This window comes from Acinetobacter sp. 129952 (genome assembly GCF_056642055.1).
The window spans coordinates 383,755-399,604 of sequence record NZ_JBWVSU010000002.1 but is presented as its reverse complement, the minus strand read 5'-3'; the positions used below and the strand labels follow the sequence as shown (position 1 = coordinate 399,604).

14 protein-coding genes are annotated in these 15,850 nt (G+C 36.8%); 5 read left to right on the top strand and 9 right to left on the bottom strand.

What is annotated here, in order from left to right; translation table 11 throughout:
• Positions 1 to 118: 118 nt before the first annotated feature.
• Positions 119 to 1,906, bottom strand: a complete 1,788-nt coding sequence (locus AC1IR0_RS04340) for an IlvD/Edd family dehydratase (RefSeq protein ID WP_479741200.1) — start codon at positions 1,904 to 1,906, stop codon at positions 119 to 121.
• A gap of 123 nt (positions 1,907 to 2,029) precedes the next feature.
• A complete protein-coding gene (locus AC1IR0_RS04335) occupies positions 2,030 to 3,205 on the bottom strand; it encodes a fumarylacetoacetate hydrolase family protein (protein WP_479741199.1) in 1,176 nt (391 codons plus the stop codon).
• Between the two features lie 111 nt (positions 3,206 to 3,316).
• Here AC1IR0_RS04335 and AC1IR0_RS04330 point away from each other — a divergent pair, with 111 nt between their 5' ends.
• The 4 genes from AC1IR0_RS04330 (at position 3,317) to AC1IR0_RS04315 (ending at position 7,771) form a co-directional block, all read left to right on the top strand.
• Positions 3,317 to 4,261, top strand: a complete 945-nt coding sequence (locus tag AC1IR0_RS04330) for a LysR family transcriptional regulator (RefSeq protein ID WP_479741198.1) — start codon at positions 3,317 to 3,319, stop codon at positions 4,259 to 4,261.
• Between the two features lie 248 nt (positions 4,262 to 4,509).
• Positions 4,510 to 5,502 carry a D-erythronate dehydrogenase gene (gene denD, locus AC1IR0_RS04325; RefSeq protein WP_479741197.1) on the top strand — a complete coding sequence of 331 codons (993 nt, stop codon included), beginning with the start codon at positions 4,510 to 4,512 and terminating at the stop codon, positions 5,500 to 5,502.
• Positions 5,503 to 5,516: 14 nt separating this feature from the next.
• Positions 5,517 to 6,893, top strand: coding sequence for an MFS transporter (locus AC1IR0_RS04320; protein WP_479741196.1), 1,377 nt, complete (start codon positions 5,517 to 5,519; stop codon positions 6,891 to 6,893).
• A complete protein-coding gene (locus AC1IR0_RS04315) occupies positions 6,893 to 7,771 on the top strand; it encodes an NAD(P)-dependent oxidoreductase (RefSeq protein ID WP_479741195.1) in 879 nt (292 codons plus the stop codon). Before AC1IR0_RS04320 ends, AC1IR0_RS04315 begins: the two co-directional genes overlap by 1 nt.
• A gap of 251 nt (positions 7,772 to 8,022) precedes the next feature.
• Here the strand turns inward: AC1IR0_RS04315 and AC1IR0_RS04310 are convergent, their stop codons facing one another.
• The 6 genes from AC1IR0_RS04310 to AC1IR0_RS04285 all read right to left on the bottom strand — a co-directional run bounded on the left by AC1IR0_RS04310 (position 8,023) and on the right by AC1IR0_RS04285 (position 14,433).
• The gene (locus tag AC1IR0_RS04310; protein ID WP_479741201.1) at positions 8,023 to 8,217 is read right to left on the bottom strand and encodes a helix-turn-helix domain-containing protein; all 195 of its coding nucleotides are present in this window, start codon (positions 8,215 to 8,217) and stop codon (positions 8,023 to 8,025) included.
• A 225-nt stretch (positions 8,218 to 8,442) separates the two neighbouring features.
• Positions 8,443 to 10,401, bottom strand: a complete 1,959-nt coding sequence (locus AC1IR0_RS04305) for a TniQ family protein (RefSeq protein ID WP_479741194.1) — start codon at positions 10,399 to 10,401, stop codon at positions 8,443 to 8,445.
• Positions 10,402 to 10,409: 8 nt separating this feature from the next.
• Entirely contained in the window at positions 10,410 to 11,354 is a 945-nt protein-coding gene (locus AC1IR0_RS04300; protein ID WP_479741193.1) for a TniB family NTP-binding protein, read from the bottom strand.
• On the bottom strand, positions 11,341 to 13,221 hold the full coding sequence (locus AC1IR0_RS04295) for a Mu transposase C-terminal domain-containing protein (protein WP_479741192.1): 1,881 nt from the start codon (positions 13,219 to 13,221) through the stop codon (positions 11,341 to 11,343). Before AC1IR0_RS04295 ends, AC1IR0_RS04300 begins: the two co-directional genes overlap by 14 nt.
• A 4-nt stretch (positions 13,222 to 13,225) precedes the next feature.
• Entirely contained in the window at positions 13,226 to 13,927 is a 702-nt protein-coding gene (locus AC1IR0_RS04290; protein WP_479741191.1) for a hypothetical protein, read from the bottom strand.
• Positions 13,928 to 14,166: 239 nt separating this feature from the next.
• The gene (locus AC1IR0_RS04285; protein WP_479741190.1) at positions 14,167 to 14,433 is read right to left on the bottom strand and encodes a hypothetical protein; all 267 of its coding nucleotides are present in this window, start codon (positions 14,431 to 14,433) and stop codon (positions 14,167 to 14,169) included.
• A gap of 145 nt (positions 14,434 to 14,578) precedes the next feature.
• Here AC1IR0_RS04285 and AC1IR0_RS04280 point away from each other — a divergent pair, with 145 nt between their 5' ends.
• Positions 14,579 to 15,436 carry a hypothetical protein gene (locus tag AC1IR0_RS04280; RefSeq protein ID WP_479741189.1) on the top strand — a complete coding sequence of 286 codons (858 nt, stop codon included), beginning with the start codon at positions 14,579 to 14,581 and terminating at the stop codon, positions 15,434 to 15,436.
• A 58-nt stretch (positions 15,437 to 15,494) separates the two neighbouring features.
• Here the strand turns inward: AC1IR0_RS04280 and AC1IR0_RS04275 are convergent, their stop codons facing one another.
• Entirely contained in the window at positions 15,495 to 15,737 is a 243-nt protein-coding gene (locus AC1IR0_RS04275; RefSeq protein ID WP_479741188.1) for a transposase, read from the bottom strand.
• Positions 15,738 to 15,850 lie beyond the last annotated feature (113 nt).

Genomic DNA, 15,850 nt, shown 5'->3' with positions numbered 1-15,850 from the left:
AGCCAAAGCTTCACCCGTGGTGGCATGAACGCTATGTAAGATTTCATGTCCTAACGCACTGCGTTGACCTGCAATAAAGTTTTTCCCAATCATCATAACCAGTTCCTTAAATATTTTATTAGTGAGAGTGTCTTGGTAGATTTTTCTCATTGATGACGCGCATATATAATGTTGCAGGCTCCAAACATCCTCCAGTTGAGAGCTGACCGACCATATTTCGATACATTTCTTGCCATGGTGTTTGTGATACTGGAGTGGATGGTGTCCAAGATTGACGACGTTTTTCAAGTTCCTCATCTGAAATAATCACATTGACAGAGCGGTTATTTAGATCAATTTTTAATAGATCATTGGTTTGTAATAACGCAATTCCACCGCCAATGGCCGCTTCAGGGGACATATTTAAAATGGAAGGGCTTGCAGATGTACCACTTTGACGACCATCTCCTAAGCAAGGTAAAGAGTCGATGCCTTTTTTAATTAATTCAACAGGAGGGGCCATGTTAACGACTTCGGCACTGCCTGGATAACCAACGGTACCTGCACCACGAATCACTAAAATGCAATGTTCATCAATATTGAGTTCAGGGTCATTAATACGGGCGTGATAGTCTTCTGGCCCTTCAAAGACAATTGCACGTGCCTCAAAACTATTTTCTTGGTCGGGATTCGATAAATAGGTTTTTCTAAATGCTTCACCCACCACAGACATCTTCATAATGGCGCTATCAAAGAAATTACCACTCAGAACAATAAAACCTGCCCCATGTTTAAGTGGGTTTTCATAAGAGAAAATAACATCAGCATTCGATGTTTGAGATTGTTGTGCAATTTCTCCCATCGTTTTCCCACTCACAGATGCACAATCCTCATGCAGGACACCTGCTTTTTGTAATTCATACATCACTGCAGGAACACCACCCGCTCTATGGAATCCTTCACCTAAATATTTACCTGCAGGCATACAATTGACAATAAGGGGGACATTTTCGCCGACACGTTGCCAATCATCTAATGTAAGTTCGATACCCATATGACGTGCAATCGCAATTAAATGCGGAGGACAATTACTTGATGCACCCAAAGCCGATGCAACTGCAATCGCATTTTCGAAGGATTTTTTAGTCATAATTTTAGATGGTTTTAAGCCGTCTATAACCATTTGGCAAATACGTTTACCTGTAAGATAGGCCATTTGACCACGTTCACGATAAGGTGCAGGAATACTGGCACAGGTCGGTAAAGACATTCCTAAAGCTTCGGCTAGGGCATTCATTGAAAGTGCTGTGCCCATGGTATTGCAATGACCCACAGATGGAGATGCTGATGTGGTCATTTCCATAAAGCCTTCGTAATCAATTTCTCCTGACGCCAATAAATTACGTGCATGCCAAATAACGGTGCCCGAACCAATTAATTCGCCTTTGTAGTGACCATCTAACATGGGGCCACCAGATAAAACGATGGCAGGCAAGTCTGTGGTTGCTGCTGCCATTAAGCAGGCTGGTGTGGTTTTATCACAACCTGTTGTTAGTACAACACCATCCAATGGATAACCATGTAAAATTTCGACTAAACCCAAATATGCTAAATTACGATCTAAAGCAGCAGTGGGTCGACGTGATTGTTCAGCAATAGGATGTACTGGAAATTCCATTGGAATACCGCCAGCATCACGAATACCTGCTTTTACGCGCTCTGCCAACTCTTTATGATGACGGTTACAGGGCGTTAAGTCACTGCCAGTTTGGGCAATACCAATAATGGGTCTGCCAGATTGAAGCTCTTCACGTGTTAAGCCATAATTCATATAGCGTTCTACATATAAAGCAGTCATATCGGCATGTTCTGGATCATTAAACCATTCTTGGCTACGTAAAAAAATCCGTCTACTTTGATCAGTCATTCTGAGATCCTTGCTAGATATTGTTAAATGTTTATGAATTATGATTTTTTAAAGTTGATTGATCCCAAAAGCATAAATTGCAATGTAAATATTGGATATTACACTAGGGATAATATGTGAAAATTACAGTAATTCACGTTGTTTTAAATTGCGCATTAATGCATGAATACCAAAGTTCCAAGATGGCGCTGTATCACTGGTAGTCACCGTGTTGTGTAATGTGCCTAATTTAGGGGTATGAATTCGAACGATATCGCCCATTTTATGTGTGAAGCCACCACCTAATTCTTCACGGTCTTGGGTGGGTGCAAATAAAGTACCCAGAAACAATACAAAACCATCTGGATATTGATGATTTTCATTTAATGTTTGTTGGGCTAAATCTTCAGGATCACGACTAATTTGAGACATAGAGCTTAAGCCCGTCAGCACAAAATCATCTGTCCCTGTAATTTCTAATTCGACATCGCATGAACGGATATCATCTAGCGTAAAGGTGTCATCAAATAAACGAATAAAAGGACCAATTGCGCATGACGCATTATTGTCTTTTGCTTTACTGAGAAGTAGGGCGCTGCGTCCTTCAAAATCACGTAAATTCACGTCATTACCCAATGTTGCACCTAAAATTTTTCCTTGGCTATTGGCGACTAAAACCACTTCAGGTTCTGGATTATTCCATTCAGATTTAGGATGAATCCCGATCTTTTGCCCTGAGCCAACAGCAGCCAATACAGGTGCTTTGGTGAAAATTTCAGCATCAGTGCCAATACCGACTTCAAGATATTGCGACCACATATTCTGTTCAATTAAGTATTTTTTCAATTCAAGTGCTTTTTCTGATCCGGGTTGGATGGTTTTAAGACTATCGCCAATCACACTTTGAACCACTTCACGAATATTTTGCGCTTTTTGTGCATCACCAGCAGCTTGTTCTTCAATGACACGTTCCAACATACTGGCTGCAAAAGTCACTCCCGCCGCTTTAATGACTTGAAGGTCAATGGGTGCTAAAAAAAAGGCTTTATCTGGGTTAGGTTGACTATGGGTATTGGCAAAAATCTCATCAATTGTACCCAAGCATTTTCCTTGAATTTTTGCCAATGCTTGAACAGGATGTTCTTGTTCAAATAATTCGGTGATTGTGTTGAAGTCTTCTGAAATATCAAAAACGAGATTATCTCTTAAAATAACGGGCGATGGACCAGACAATACACCGGGTACCCATGCGCGACCAATGAGACATCCTTGAGTACCGTCACTTGGCAATGAATTATTTGAATTTAACGAGAAGTTCATCTTTGCGTCCTTGTCTGAATTGAAATCATGATAGGATTCCTTTTTAATAAACTCCAATCGCAAATATTCAATAATCAATAACCTCTAGTTATCGCAATAAAGAGAATTTTAATGTCAAATTTAAGCTATTCAAGTTTTTACAATTGGATGAAATTTCGTCATTTGGTTTTAATTGAAACCTTGGCAAGAACCAATAATATGCACTTAACCGCAGAACAAATGAATTTAAGTCAGCCTGCTATTAGTAAAATGTTGAAAGAAATTGAAAATTTACTGGGTTTTAAACTCTTTGAAAGACAGTCTAAAAGCATGCCAGTCACGGCATTGGGGCAACAAGTGGTGAGATATGCTCAAAGGGTACTTAATGATGCCAAGAATTTTGTTGAAGATATTGAAATACTGCGTCAAGGCGGACATGGTTTTTTAAAAGTGGGGGGGATTTTTGCTGCGACGGCAATTGTTATTCCAAACACTGTAATTGAAATTAAAAAAAAATGGCCATTATTGTCTATCGATGTGGTGGAACAAACCAGTGATCATTTGATGGAAATGTTGAGCGAGCATACTTTGGATCTTGCTGTCGGTCGATTTACGAATATTACGCAAGCGCAATTTTTTGATTTTCAAGCGCTTGGCCCAGAACCATTTTGTATTGTGGTCAATAGTCAGCACCCTTTTGCGCAACGAACATTCTGTAAGTTAGAAGAATTAATGAAGTGGCCTTGGGTACTTTATCCTAAAGGTACGCCCATCCGTGAACGAATGGAAAGAGCTTTCACCCGAGTAAATGTCAATATTCCATTAAATACTGTTAATACTATGTCTATGCAGACTTTTTTACAGATTTTACAAGGTGCACCAATGATCGGCATGCTTCCAGAAGCCATGGTCAGTCAGCATGTTTCTGATGGAAAGTTACATATACTACAAACAGATTTAGTTTTGGAATCACAGGATTATGGAATATTGACACGCAAAGGAGAGAAACTCTCTGAAACGGCACAGAATTTTATTGAGCTACTACTAAAAAATACACAGATTAATTCAAAAATGTAGGCGAATTTTTACTCTATTCCACTTGGATCTTGGCATATTTTAAATTTTTTTTTGGCCATTAAGTGAATTTAATGGTTTGAAAAGTCATTCATTTAAAATTTGGGAACTCAATTTTCATTCATTTATTCGATAACCTCAGGCTATCAATTATTAAGAATTATTCATTGGTAATTATTGATGCAACTAAGCTAATTTCTACTAGCTGAAATAGAAAATATCTTAAGTTCAATAAAAACAGGGACGAATAAATGAAGGTTTTAATTACCGGTGGAACAGGTTTTATTGGAAAGCAGATTGCCAACAAAATTTTAGCGTTAGGCAGTCTTACATTTGATGGTGAACAAGCTCAAACAGTGGATAAAGTCATTTTGTTTGATGCCTTCGCAGGAGAAGAGCTACCCCAAGACCCTAAAATTGAAGTCATTGTTGGTGATATTACGGACAAAGCCTTGGTCGAAAACATCACACAAGATATTGATGTGGTTTGGCATTTGGCTGCAGTCGTCAGTTCTGCTGCTGAAGCAGATTTTGACCTAGGGATGGATGTTAATTTATACGGTTTATTATGCCTATTGGAGGCATTACGAAAGCAAAGTTCAAAACCGCGGGTCATTTTCGCCAGTGGCTGTGCTGTATTTGGCGGTGAATTGCCAGAAGTTGTGACAGATGAAACAGTCGTTACCCCTAAATCATCTTATGGCATGCAAAAAGCAGTGGGTGAATTATTGGTTTCAGATTATTCACGCAAAGGCTTTATTGATGGGCGAGTTTTACGTTTACCAACCATTGTAGTCAGACCTGGGAAACCCAATAAAGCGGCCTCCACCTTCTTTAGTTCTATTATTCGTGAACCCTTAAATGGCGAAACAGCTATTTGTCCAGTTCAAGCCGATACTCCTGTATTTATTACTTCTCCACGTCGTTGTGTCGAATCCATGATTCATGCTGCGACTCTTTCACCCGCAAAATTATCGGATAACCGCATTATCCCACTCCCTGGTTTAACGGTCACTGTTCAACAAATGCTTGATGCTTTGGAAAATATTGAAGGTAAAGAAGCAGTTGAATTAGTGGAGTGGAAAGAAGATAAAACCATTCAACGTATTGTACAAAGCTGGCCTGTCCAAGTAAAAGCTAAATATGCTGAATCCTTGGGTTTCAAGGCCGATGAAAGTTTTGAAAGCATTATTCAAGCACATATTGAAGATACCCAAAAAGTAATGGCTGGGACAGCCGATTAAAGTGAGGCAATATTATGGAAGATATTAAACCTGTATCTGCGTTGGAAGAGCAGACCATTAAACGTATTTCAAAAAGAATTATTCCATTTCTCGTTATTTTATTTGTTATGGCTTTCTTGGACCGAACTAATATCGGTTTTGCAGCCTTGCATATGAATGACGCTATTGGTATTACCCAGACCATCTTTGGTTTAGGTGCTGGTATTTTCTTTCTCGGATATTTCATTGCTGAAGTTCCAAGTAATATTCTACTCCATCGTTTTGGTGCCCGAATTTGGATTGCCCGTATTATGATTACATGGGGCATTATTGCGGCAATGATGGGCTTTATTCAAAATGGCACCCAGTTTATTGTATTACGGTTCTTGTTAGGCATCGCAGAAGCAGGCTTTTTCCCGGGTGTTATTTTCTATCTCACATTATGGTTTCCGGCACGCTACCGTGCTCGTGTATTTGCAACATTCTATTTAGGATTGCCCATTGCACAAATTATTGGCGCACCAATTTCAGTTGGCTTAATGCAATGGGGAGATACCATTGGCTATGAAGGCTGGCGCTTGATGTATATCCTAGAAGGCATTCCTTCAATTATTTTAGGTATTGTCTGTCTAAAATATTTGACCAATACACCAAAAGAAGCACAGTGGTTGTCTACAGAGCAACGTACTTGGTTAATGAATACGTTAGAGCGTGAAGAACGTGAAAAAGAAAAAACTGAAGATTCAAACCTAACTAAAGGCGAGATGATTAAACAGGTCTTTAAGAATCCACTGGTTTGGATTATGGCAATGGTTTATTTCGGTATTACGTCTGGTTCAAATGCAATGTTTTTCTTCTTACCAAGCGTATTAGAATCTTTCCGCAATACCTTTGGTATGGAAATTACGCTAATTCAAAATGGTATGTTAACTGCAATTCCTTATGCATTTGCTGCAGTTGGGATGATTTTATGGAGCCGTCGTTCAGATCGTAAACAAGAGCGTTATAAACATGGTGCTTGTGCCGCATTGATGGCAGCTATTGCAATTACTATTGCCTTGGTCGTTAATCAACCTTGGGCCATTATTGTCGGCTTTATCTTCTTAGCAATTGGTGTCTTTAGCGCCATTAATATCTTCTGGACACTTCCAGGCCAAACGCTGACAGGTGTGGGTGCCGCAGCTGGTATTGGGTTGATTAACTCAGTAGGTAATTTAAGTGGATTTACAGGGCCTTATTTGACAGGATATTTATATACCACAACTGGAAACTATACTATCGCCTTTTTGGTTATCGCATCTTTTGTTGCCATGGGTGGTCTTGGTCTATTGCTATTAGGGAAATTAAAATCTAATGCACTTAAAGCAGAGCAACATCAAGTTAAAGCACAAACGGTAACGGAGTTTAGATAATGGCGAAGATTGGTTTTGTGGGTACAGGCATCATGGGTACACCAATGGTCATAAACTTGTTAAATGCGGGGCATGATGTAAAAGTATGGAATAGAACGCCCTCGAAACTTAAAACTTTGCTTGATGCTGGTGCCGTTGCTTGTCCTGAATTGAGTCAAGTTGGCGTTGATGTTGAATTTTTAGTGTGTATGTTGAGTGATGGTAAAACCTGCGATGAAATTCTATTTCAGGAGCAAGGTGCCGTCAGTCAGCTTAAGCCTAAAAGTACCGTGATTGTCATGAGTTCCATTCCAGTCGCAAAGGCAAAGGAACAATCTCAAAGATGTAGTCAACTGGGTTTGCAATATTTGGATGCACCAGTATCTGGTGGAGAAAAAGGTGCAATCAATGCTAATTTAGCGATTATGGTGGGCGGCGATGAGCATGTATTTTCACAAGCTGAAACTGTATTTAAAGCGCTAGGACGCTCCGTCCTTGTTGGAAAAACGGGATGTGGAGAATTGGCTAAACTGGTGAATCAAATGATTGTTGCTAGTACAATTGCAACGGTTAGTGAAGGTCTGCTTATGGCGCAACAAGGTGGAGCAGATCCGCGTAAGGTCAAAGAGGCACTCTCAGGTGGTTTTGCTGATTCGTCTATCTTGCAACAACATGGTGAGCGAATGTTAAACGAGACCTTTGAACCAGGTGGTACGGCTAGAACTCAATTGAAAGATACAAACACAGCCATGGCACATGCTCAAACTTTAGGATTGAATTTGCCTGTTGCCAAATTGGTAGATCAACTTTTTGAAAGTATGGTGAATGCTGGAGATGGCGGTTTGGATCACTCAGGTTTAATTCGAGAATTAAAACGATTAAATCGTTTAACGCTTTAATAAATCTTTAAATTCAATAAAATAAAAAACCGCCATGAATGGCGGTTTTTTTATCAATAACAACTTATGTGTCGTTCAATGACATTTTATGTGTCGCAAATGACAACTTAGCGTTAAATGACAAATAATGTGAGATTGATTTACTTAATTAAATCAAATATTTCTTAGTTTTGTTGACATTTAATCTTAACGAGGTTTTGACACATAAGTTAAGACTTTCTGAGAATATCTGACACATAAGTTAAGATTTTTTAATTACTCTTATAGCCATAACCCGCTTCGAGTAATTTCACAACCTCCTTCCTTTCGAATAGTCGGACGGAATAAAATTTATTGCCATGAAAGATAGGCTTAATCAACCCCTGAGCTACTAAATTAGTCATATGCGTGTGATGCATACCTAAATACTCAGCAGCTTTTGAAGCTGTAAAATATTCTTTATGAATCTCTAAGGCTAGGTCAAATTGAGCTTTGGGAAAGGATAGCCAATACGTGTGTCTAGAATTTTAGTGGCTATTCAAATGCTTTAATTCAATATATAACTAAAACCAAAGACCGAAATGGAAATGAAGTTAAAATAAAAGTTAAAGTTGAAGTTCCTAATGAGGCTTTATTAATTGTAAGAAGATCCCAACATAAGGATTAGATGGGATCTGAAGAACGTCATCAAATTACTGTATTACAAACTTTAAAACTTCATTTTTATTGAAAAGTCTTACTTTTTTATCTGTTTTTCCAAAATAGTGAGGCTTTATGAGACCCTGGTTTTGTAAGTTAGTGACATGGGAGTGGCGCATACCTAAAAGAGAGCTTGCCTCAGCACCAGTAATGAATTCTTCTTTTAAATCTAGAACTTCAGTAAGCTCATTTTTATAAATAAGCTTCCAATAGACTAAATCTTCAAGGTCTAAGAAGCCTGTATCGACCCAATATTTTTTCATCCAATTTATAGGGCAGTTCAATCGCTTTGCAGCGTCTAAGTAGGAAATAAACTCATCGCTTAATAATTTATTCTTAAGATTTAATAGGGAGCAAGCTTCAATTTGAACAGATAAAGGGCTGTTCTCTTTTTTTCTAAGAATCCCTTTTTGAACAAGTACCGCAACTTTATTCGGGCTAATGCCTAAAAGTGCAGATGCATCTTTTAACGAGTAATAAGCCACATTGGTGGTTATCGATTCTAACGTATCTTTTCGCCTACCTGTTCGTGTTGGATAGTGTTGAATCATGTCTAAATTTTTTAAATTTATATCTTGAACATCTGTCTTTAAAAAAATATTAATTGGTGTCGAATCAATATGAGCTCCATGAACGGGCGTAATACCTATTGACGCTAATTTTTCTACGAGATTCGTAGGGTTTACGTTGATCTGTTTCGCTAAAAGTGCGATCAGCATATATTTTCTATCGAATTCATGAAGTTTTTTCTTTGAATATTTTTTTGGATCGTCTGTATCTAGATAGTTTTCTTCTGAATTGAACCAACCCATATTTGCAAGTTTTCTAGCAGTTTCATAATTGATTTTTAAAATTTCAGAAACTTGTTTTAGATCAATGTGGTCATTACTGATTGCTATTGCATCTAGTGTATCTAATGCAGGTTTATCCTCGTTATTGAGGCCCATAATAAAGCGCTCAATATCTATACTCGAGATACTTCCACGATAAAGCTCTTTCTTCCCCAAATTTAAATAGTCGTTTTCAATCAATTTCTCAAGTTCAAAACGAGAAACCTTCAAAATATGCTTTATCTCATGATTTCTCAGTTTTCTAGCAATACTATTTTCACTAATTTTGTATTCATTAGCATTTTTTTCAACAACTTTAATATGAGTCTTGAAGAATTGTTCATATTTAAAAAAGGGTATCAACTGTACTCTTGGGTGTGAATATCTGATTTTAGAATTAATAAGAGCACTGAGTTTTAGTGCTGAAATTTCAGGATTATGAAAATATTCATAGACAGAAAGGAAAACTTTCAAATCAGTATTAGTTCCATCGAACTTAAAGAATTCATTAAAAGCATTCCAGCAAGCTGCAAACTGTTTGAATAATTTATTGGAGTTGAAATTTAGAACGTCTATAAACCAATATACAGTTTCTATTGTTTCTGCTTCCTTAACTGGAGCTTTATCTAATTCAAAACCACAACTAGCACAGTTTTCAACACCAGCTTTTGATGTAATTGGATTCTCACACTTTGGACAAGAATCAATTAAAAAGCAAGAATGTATCGGACATGCATAGATAGGTTTTAGCATCCATAATTTTCTTAGATATGCCTTTTCACAAAGGCATAGAGGGCAGTAACGTATATTGTTTAATTCTAGCAACTCATGGGGGATTTCAATTGCTCCTAGTGTTCTTGGAGATCTACTCGTTGGCTTTGATCTTTCAAAAGCTAAAAGTGAGTAATCACTATCTATATTTAAAGCACTTAAAACTAAGCTAAAGCGTGCTTCATCTGCAAGATGATAATTTAGTGATGCTTTAAGGACGGATTGATAGTTTTCTTTCCCTACTAAATTAGAGATTGAACTATGTGCATTAAGTTTAGCGGTTCTTAGTAGGAAGCTGATTGGCGATTCATCTTCGTAGGGAATAGCTTGTATTAAAAGAGTATTTTGCATAATTATGTTTATTTCATGAATGATATGATTTGAGAAATATTCATTTCGAAAGGATTTTTACTTTGTTTGCTAATGTATAGCGTGATACCTAATTTCCAGGCATAACTGAAGTCACTAGAGTTAATGACTTGCCGACCATCGTTTAAAGCATGCGCAATACTTTCTCTAATTAGGCTCATGATGTATGAGTGATAGCCTTCCGTAGCTAATTGAATTTGCATGCCTACAAGTTGGCTATCTAGTGCTGGCATGAAGGAGATATTTTGCCTATTGAGAGTTCTTGAAACCTCGGCAAGAAATGCAAACATACTCCCACCCTGTGATGGATCAACAGTTAATGGGTTTAGCTGGTAGATGAATGGAAATCTACGTGCAATTTGGCTATCAATTTGAAGTAGTGGTACGAACTCTGGTAAACCAACTAAACAAAAACTGATCCCAGTTCTATTCACTAAAGTTTTAATCCAATTCCCTGTAGTCCGATTCATTCTTGTAGACGTAGGTTTACGCTCAAATAAATGATGGAACTCATCTAAAAATATGAGCTTAGTTTCACATTGAGCTAGTAAATGAATGAGCCTACTTGTTAGGTATTCAGTCGTGCCATATCCATTTTCACAAGTAAGATCTCCCAGTTCTTTGAGCATCATTATGGCTAATGACTTCACGGTGGCAGGTGAGGGTACTTCTACATAGCATACTGGGATAATAAATTTTTTATGATCCTTTTCCATTCTTTCTGAACGTGGCATCAAGCTTAAGATTGCTTTGCACAAGGTTGTTTTTCCTAATCCCCCCTCTGCCAGCAGCATGCTTCCAACTGGTTCACTATAGGAAATACTTCTTTTGACGCAATCTTGTATACCCGTAAAAGCTGCCATAAATTCATTAGAAGTAATGACAATATTGTTAATAGATCGAATTCTTTCAAATCGATTGTCAAATTTTTCCATGTTTAAATACCTCCAAAGAACCAAACTGATCAATTGGAGTAGCTGTATTTATAGTGGAAATAGGTTGTTCAGTAATATCTTTTTCCTTCGAAAAAAGCTGTTCCTCAACTCTTTTAAGTTGTTTGGGGAGTTCTAAAGTAAGTGGCTTTAATCGCGGTTTATGTTTCACTAGATTACTTTGTATCTCGTGCATAAGTTTATACAGGTGATATAAATCTGACATTGCACCAATCCTTTGTTTGTCGGATCGAGATTGGGCTTTCTTTAGTTTTTGAACTTCAAGGTGGGTTACTCGTGATAAGCCAAATGTATAGTCTTGATTGGTTGAATCTGCTTGAATAACGACATCTTTATTATTTGGGTCTATAACATAAACTTCATTTAAATTTAAATCATCTATAAGCACGGTAACGGTCTTTATGCCTTGCGCTTGTAGAGTTGTTAGTGCATGAGAAAAATAACTAATACTGTCTACTCGGACTTGACCGTGATTAATGCTTCTTTCAATAGGCCTGCGACATAAAATTTTTGCATCTATATCTGTGAGAAAACTGGGCCGAATATCTTCGATTGCATCTTGCCACATGATAATAGGACAGCGACCAGTCGTATGATGAATAGATTTGTGATAAACATCATGGATCCATGTATCTACATATTGTTTCAATTGTTCTAGAGTCAGTTGAGCAATTTTATTGGACTTGTAATTACCTCTATCTATTGGACTTGAGAAAGTTGTTCCAGGGAGTTTTTGAAGAATCCCATGTGTCAGCGTACTAAAAAAACGTTCAATATGCGGTTTGTTATTAGGTGTACCAACTTGAGATGGAGTTAAAGTAATTTTTAGTTGTTCACAAACTCTTTCGAGAGCATTATTTTTAAATTCCACACCATTGTCTGGAATGATGATGCTCGGAATTCCTCCTGGTAATTTATGATTCGGGCGAGTAACCATATCCTTAATAGCTTCTAAAGTAGTAGCAGCACTAGGGGGGTACATATTGATATATGTGCCTACAATTGCTCTTGAATAAACGTCAATTGCACAAGCAAGGAATGGTCGTCCCAAAGCAACCTTATTCTTTGGATCGATGATAATAATATCGAGATAATGTGTATCTATTTCGACCATATAAAGAGCAAAGGGGCTAATAATACTTTTGCCGGCAGCTTGAAACTTTTTCTTAGCTATTCGCGAGCCTTTCTTTGTTTTTAATTCAATATAAGGGTCCAATTTTTTGATATGCCGTTGGATACTCCTCAGTGTGGGTAACTGTTCTAATGGGATGCCCTGCTCCATGAATCGACCAAGCATATAGGCTTGTACGTCTTTACCAGTTCTATATTCGGGCTTCAAATAGACGTCATTAATTGCTTGATTCAGAATTTGGTAGACTTCAGGTGGGAATCTTAAATGATGATTGCCTATATATTTATCTTGTAAACACAGCTTGTTCTGCGAAAAACTTTTATATTTAGTAACCCATCTTGCGACAGTACGGCAGGAAGGAGGATGAGGATCTTTAATCTCAGTGGAGATCTGCTCTATTAATTTTGATAAATGTTTAGGGCTCGTCGGAGATTTTAGAAATTGAAGAGCGCTAATGACATAACGCTCTTTACGATGTATTTCTGAATTGTGTTTAGGGTTGATCATCAGCTTATCAGGTGCAAAGACGCATAAAATTTCACCTTTTTTGAAGCGATTTTCAAACTCATTCGGGGTAATTGAAAATGATTTTCCACCAGCAATTGCTGCATATCGTATAGTGTTATAGGTTACAGAGCCGATTTCAAAAATATAGTCAGGATGTTCTTTAAAATAAAAACGAAAACCTGGCTGTGGAATAAAAAGAGAGTTATTCATGTTATTAGACCTCTCTGCTTTTTTGTTTATCTGAGTTAATAGTAATTTTTTGATGAAAAAATAAATAATCAGCTAGTTCTGGTTTGAGACCAATTGATTCAAGTGTTCTGTAGACTTGAGTTGAGTTATTAAACTCTTTGAGCGTTAATTGCTCTAATGCGTAATTAATTTCAAAATTATTCCAGTTGAATCGATGCCCTCTTTGATACCAATAAAGTAGCTGAGATATCTCTGATTCATTGGGTAAATCAGTGTGATCGATTAGCTTAAAAGTAATATCAATTGAGTGTAGTAGGTCAGAAAGTATTGCAAAGCGGTTTAATTCATCTATTGATAATGATGCTATAGATGGTTTGACTTCGTGAACTTCATAATTACCTTTTTTGGTTTGAATCAAAAAATCTGGAAAACAATACTGTTCATTGATCAGTAAAATTTTTAATGCTTGTGAGCGATAATTTAAGATATTGGGATCCTTTTCTAAGGAGACTGCATGAGCAAGTTCAAGCTGGCTTTCTAATGGTATTGATCCACAACACTTTTCACTCGGGAAGAGGGAGGTTCGACGACCAAATGCTCCTTGATGGATTTTGCGTTTCCCATGAAGTGTAGCTGCTACATTTGCTGTTGATTCAAAGGCAATCCTGATTTGTTCTAGGATGTTTGTTTGAATATCGGTTTTTGAAAAAACCGTTTTATAAGACATATCTGTTCATCCAGAAGTATTCCTATTCTCAATAGATATTTGAGAATGAGCTAATCTGTACTATTGCGATTGAATAGCACTTACTTGACTGGTGGCGATATAGAGAAGATACTATGATTGCTACGTCTTTATATTCTTCTATATAAAGTCACCAACGGATCCTTTTTAGGGTCCGTTTTTTATTAATTTTTTTCTAACTTTTCATAATCACTCCAGGGTTGTTTCTGATTATTGAGAATTTAGTGGTTGTCTTGAGAATCTAAAATAGAATTTCTTTGATTTGCTAGCCATGTAGCAACATCCTTTACTAAAGCATATTTGCCACGACGATTTAGGATACTAAAAACAGGAACTGGTACTGTTTTACGTGTTAAAGCTTGTCTAAAAGCTTCTGTGGATTTGTAGCCTAACGCGATTCGTAATACATCATCTGTCATTAGTGGGCCGTAACGGTCGAATAGTTCTTTTTCTATTGTTGCTGCATCAACTATGAGGTGAGTTTCCATTGAGTTCCTGGTAGTAACCTGTCTCACCAAAAGCTTATACTTACGTTTGGAAGTGTACAAGTTGAATAAATTGCCAAAATTTTTCCGAAAATATTTTTTAAATAATTGATATTTTTTGATTTATTTAAATTTCATGGATTGTGTTTTGAAAAACGAAAATATTAGAAAAGTTAGAATTAATAAAAGGGATGTAATTGATCAACTGCGGGTTGCCTTGTGGTATTCACACATACAGCTTGGTTTAGATACAGATATACCCTCTCATATAGCAAGAATAATTGAGCCTGATAAAATTAGAGTAGTGGATGGGTATATTGCTGATAACGATAGGAAATGGAGGAATTATAAGAGTGGTTCAAATGTTCCTAACCCAAAACTTACAGATAAAGCAGAAGCAATCGTACAAGGTAGCTCATTGATAATTAATCATGTGCTTTGGCAAGCTATGAAAAATTCAATAAGTTTAGATTTACTTTTAAAAGAGAGTATTGGAAAACTGTCGTGGGAAGTTCAACGAATACTTTATAAATCCAATAAATATGATTGTGATCGGAAGTTAGTTGAGAATTTATCGCCTAAAAAACTGATACAGCTGGAACGATTGGCCAGCTTAGATGCTTTAGCTGCACTTGTTATTTTTCTACTTTTAGGTATCAGGGAAAGTAAGAGCGTTATCGATATCAGTCGAGCAATTTATCGAACCTTACTTATTGTTTGTTCTAGAAAGCCGTATTCACATTTTAGTGAAAGTTTAATTTTATTGATGAATTCGTATGTGTTTTCTTTAGCGGACGCAAATGAATCAATATTAGGAGATAACTTCAAAGAAGATTTCCTAATGGATTTACAAATATTAAGGACTCAATTTTTAAAGATGGATAATGGAAAATTGGCTGGTAATACTTGGAAAGAAGACATTAGGGCTTCATCAGATTTTTTAGAAAAGGTAAGGTTTCATAATCTTGTTGAAGAATCGACCCTCATGACAGTAGATGCTATCTAAAATACTTGAAATGTAAATTATCTTTGTAATTGATATTCGAGATTTAGATAAGAGCACCTTACATTTCTAGGCGCTTAGACAATCTTTCTTCAGCATACATTTGTTTGAGAGCTAAGTTTTCTTGTTCCAATTTATCTAAGCGAATCAAAATTTGCTCATTAATATCTATATAACTTGCTTTCCAGCGATAGAAAGTTGCGACACTGATTTTGTACTCTTCACAAATCTGTTCGATAGTTGCACCTGCTAAATTTTTTTTAACAATAGTATTGATTTGAGCTATAGAAAATTTTTGCTTCACAGTGAATTCCTAAACTATCGTTCAATGATTCTTCAAAAGAAAAATTTCAGTAAACAGATAGGGTTAAATTAAAAATATCCTATTTTGGGATATTTTTAATTGTAACTGATATT

Bases quoted from the DNA above. Each gene is read 5' to 3' on its own strand.
- AC1IR0_RS04290 (WP_479741191.1), bottom strand. From the start codon at position 13,927: ATGTCTTATAAAACGGTTTTTTCAAAAACCGATATTCAAACAAACATC.
- AC1IR0_RS04320 (WP_479741196.1), top strand. From the start codon at position 5,517: ATGGAAGATATTAAACCTGTATCTGCGTTGGAAGAGCAGACCATTAAA.
- AC1IR0_RS04340 (WP_479741200.1), bottom strand. From the start codon at position 1,906: ATGACTGATCAAAGTAGACGGATTTTTTTACGTAGCCAAGAATGGTTT.
- AC1IR0_RS04335 (WP_479741199.1), bottom strand. From the start codon at position 3,205: ATGAACTTCTCGTTAAATTCAAATAATTCATTGCCAAGTGACGGTACT.
- AC1IR0_RS04295 (WP_479741192.1), bottom strand. From the start codon at position 13,221: ATGAATAACTCTCTTTTTATTCCACAGCCAGGTTTTCGTTTTTATTTT.
- denD (WP_479741197.1), top strand. From the start codon at position 4,510: ATGAAGGTTTTAATTACCGGTGGAACAGGTTTTATTGGAAAGCAGATT.
- AC1IR0_RS04315 (WP_479741195.1), top strand. From the start codon at position 6,893: ATGGCGAAGATTGGTTTTGTGGGTACAGGCATCATGGGTACACCAATG.
- AC1IR0_RS04300 (WP_479741193.1), bottom strand. From the start codon at position 11,354: ATGGAAAAATTTGACAATCGATTTGAAAGAATTCGATCTATTAACAAT.
- AC1IR0_RS04305 (WP_479741194.1), bottom strand. From the start codon at position 10,401: ATGCAAAATACTCTTTTAATACAAGCTATTCCCTACGAAGATGAATCG.
- AC1IR0_RS04330 (WP_479741198.1), top strand. From the start codon at position 3,317: ATGTCAAATTTAAGCTATTCAAGTTTTTACAATTGGATGAAATTTCGT.
- AC1IR0_RS04285 (WP_479741190.1), bottom strand. From the start codon at position 14,433: ATGGAAACTCACCTCATAGTTGATGCAGCAACAATAGAAAAAGAACTA.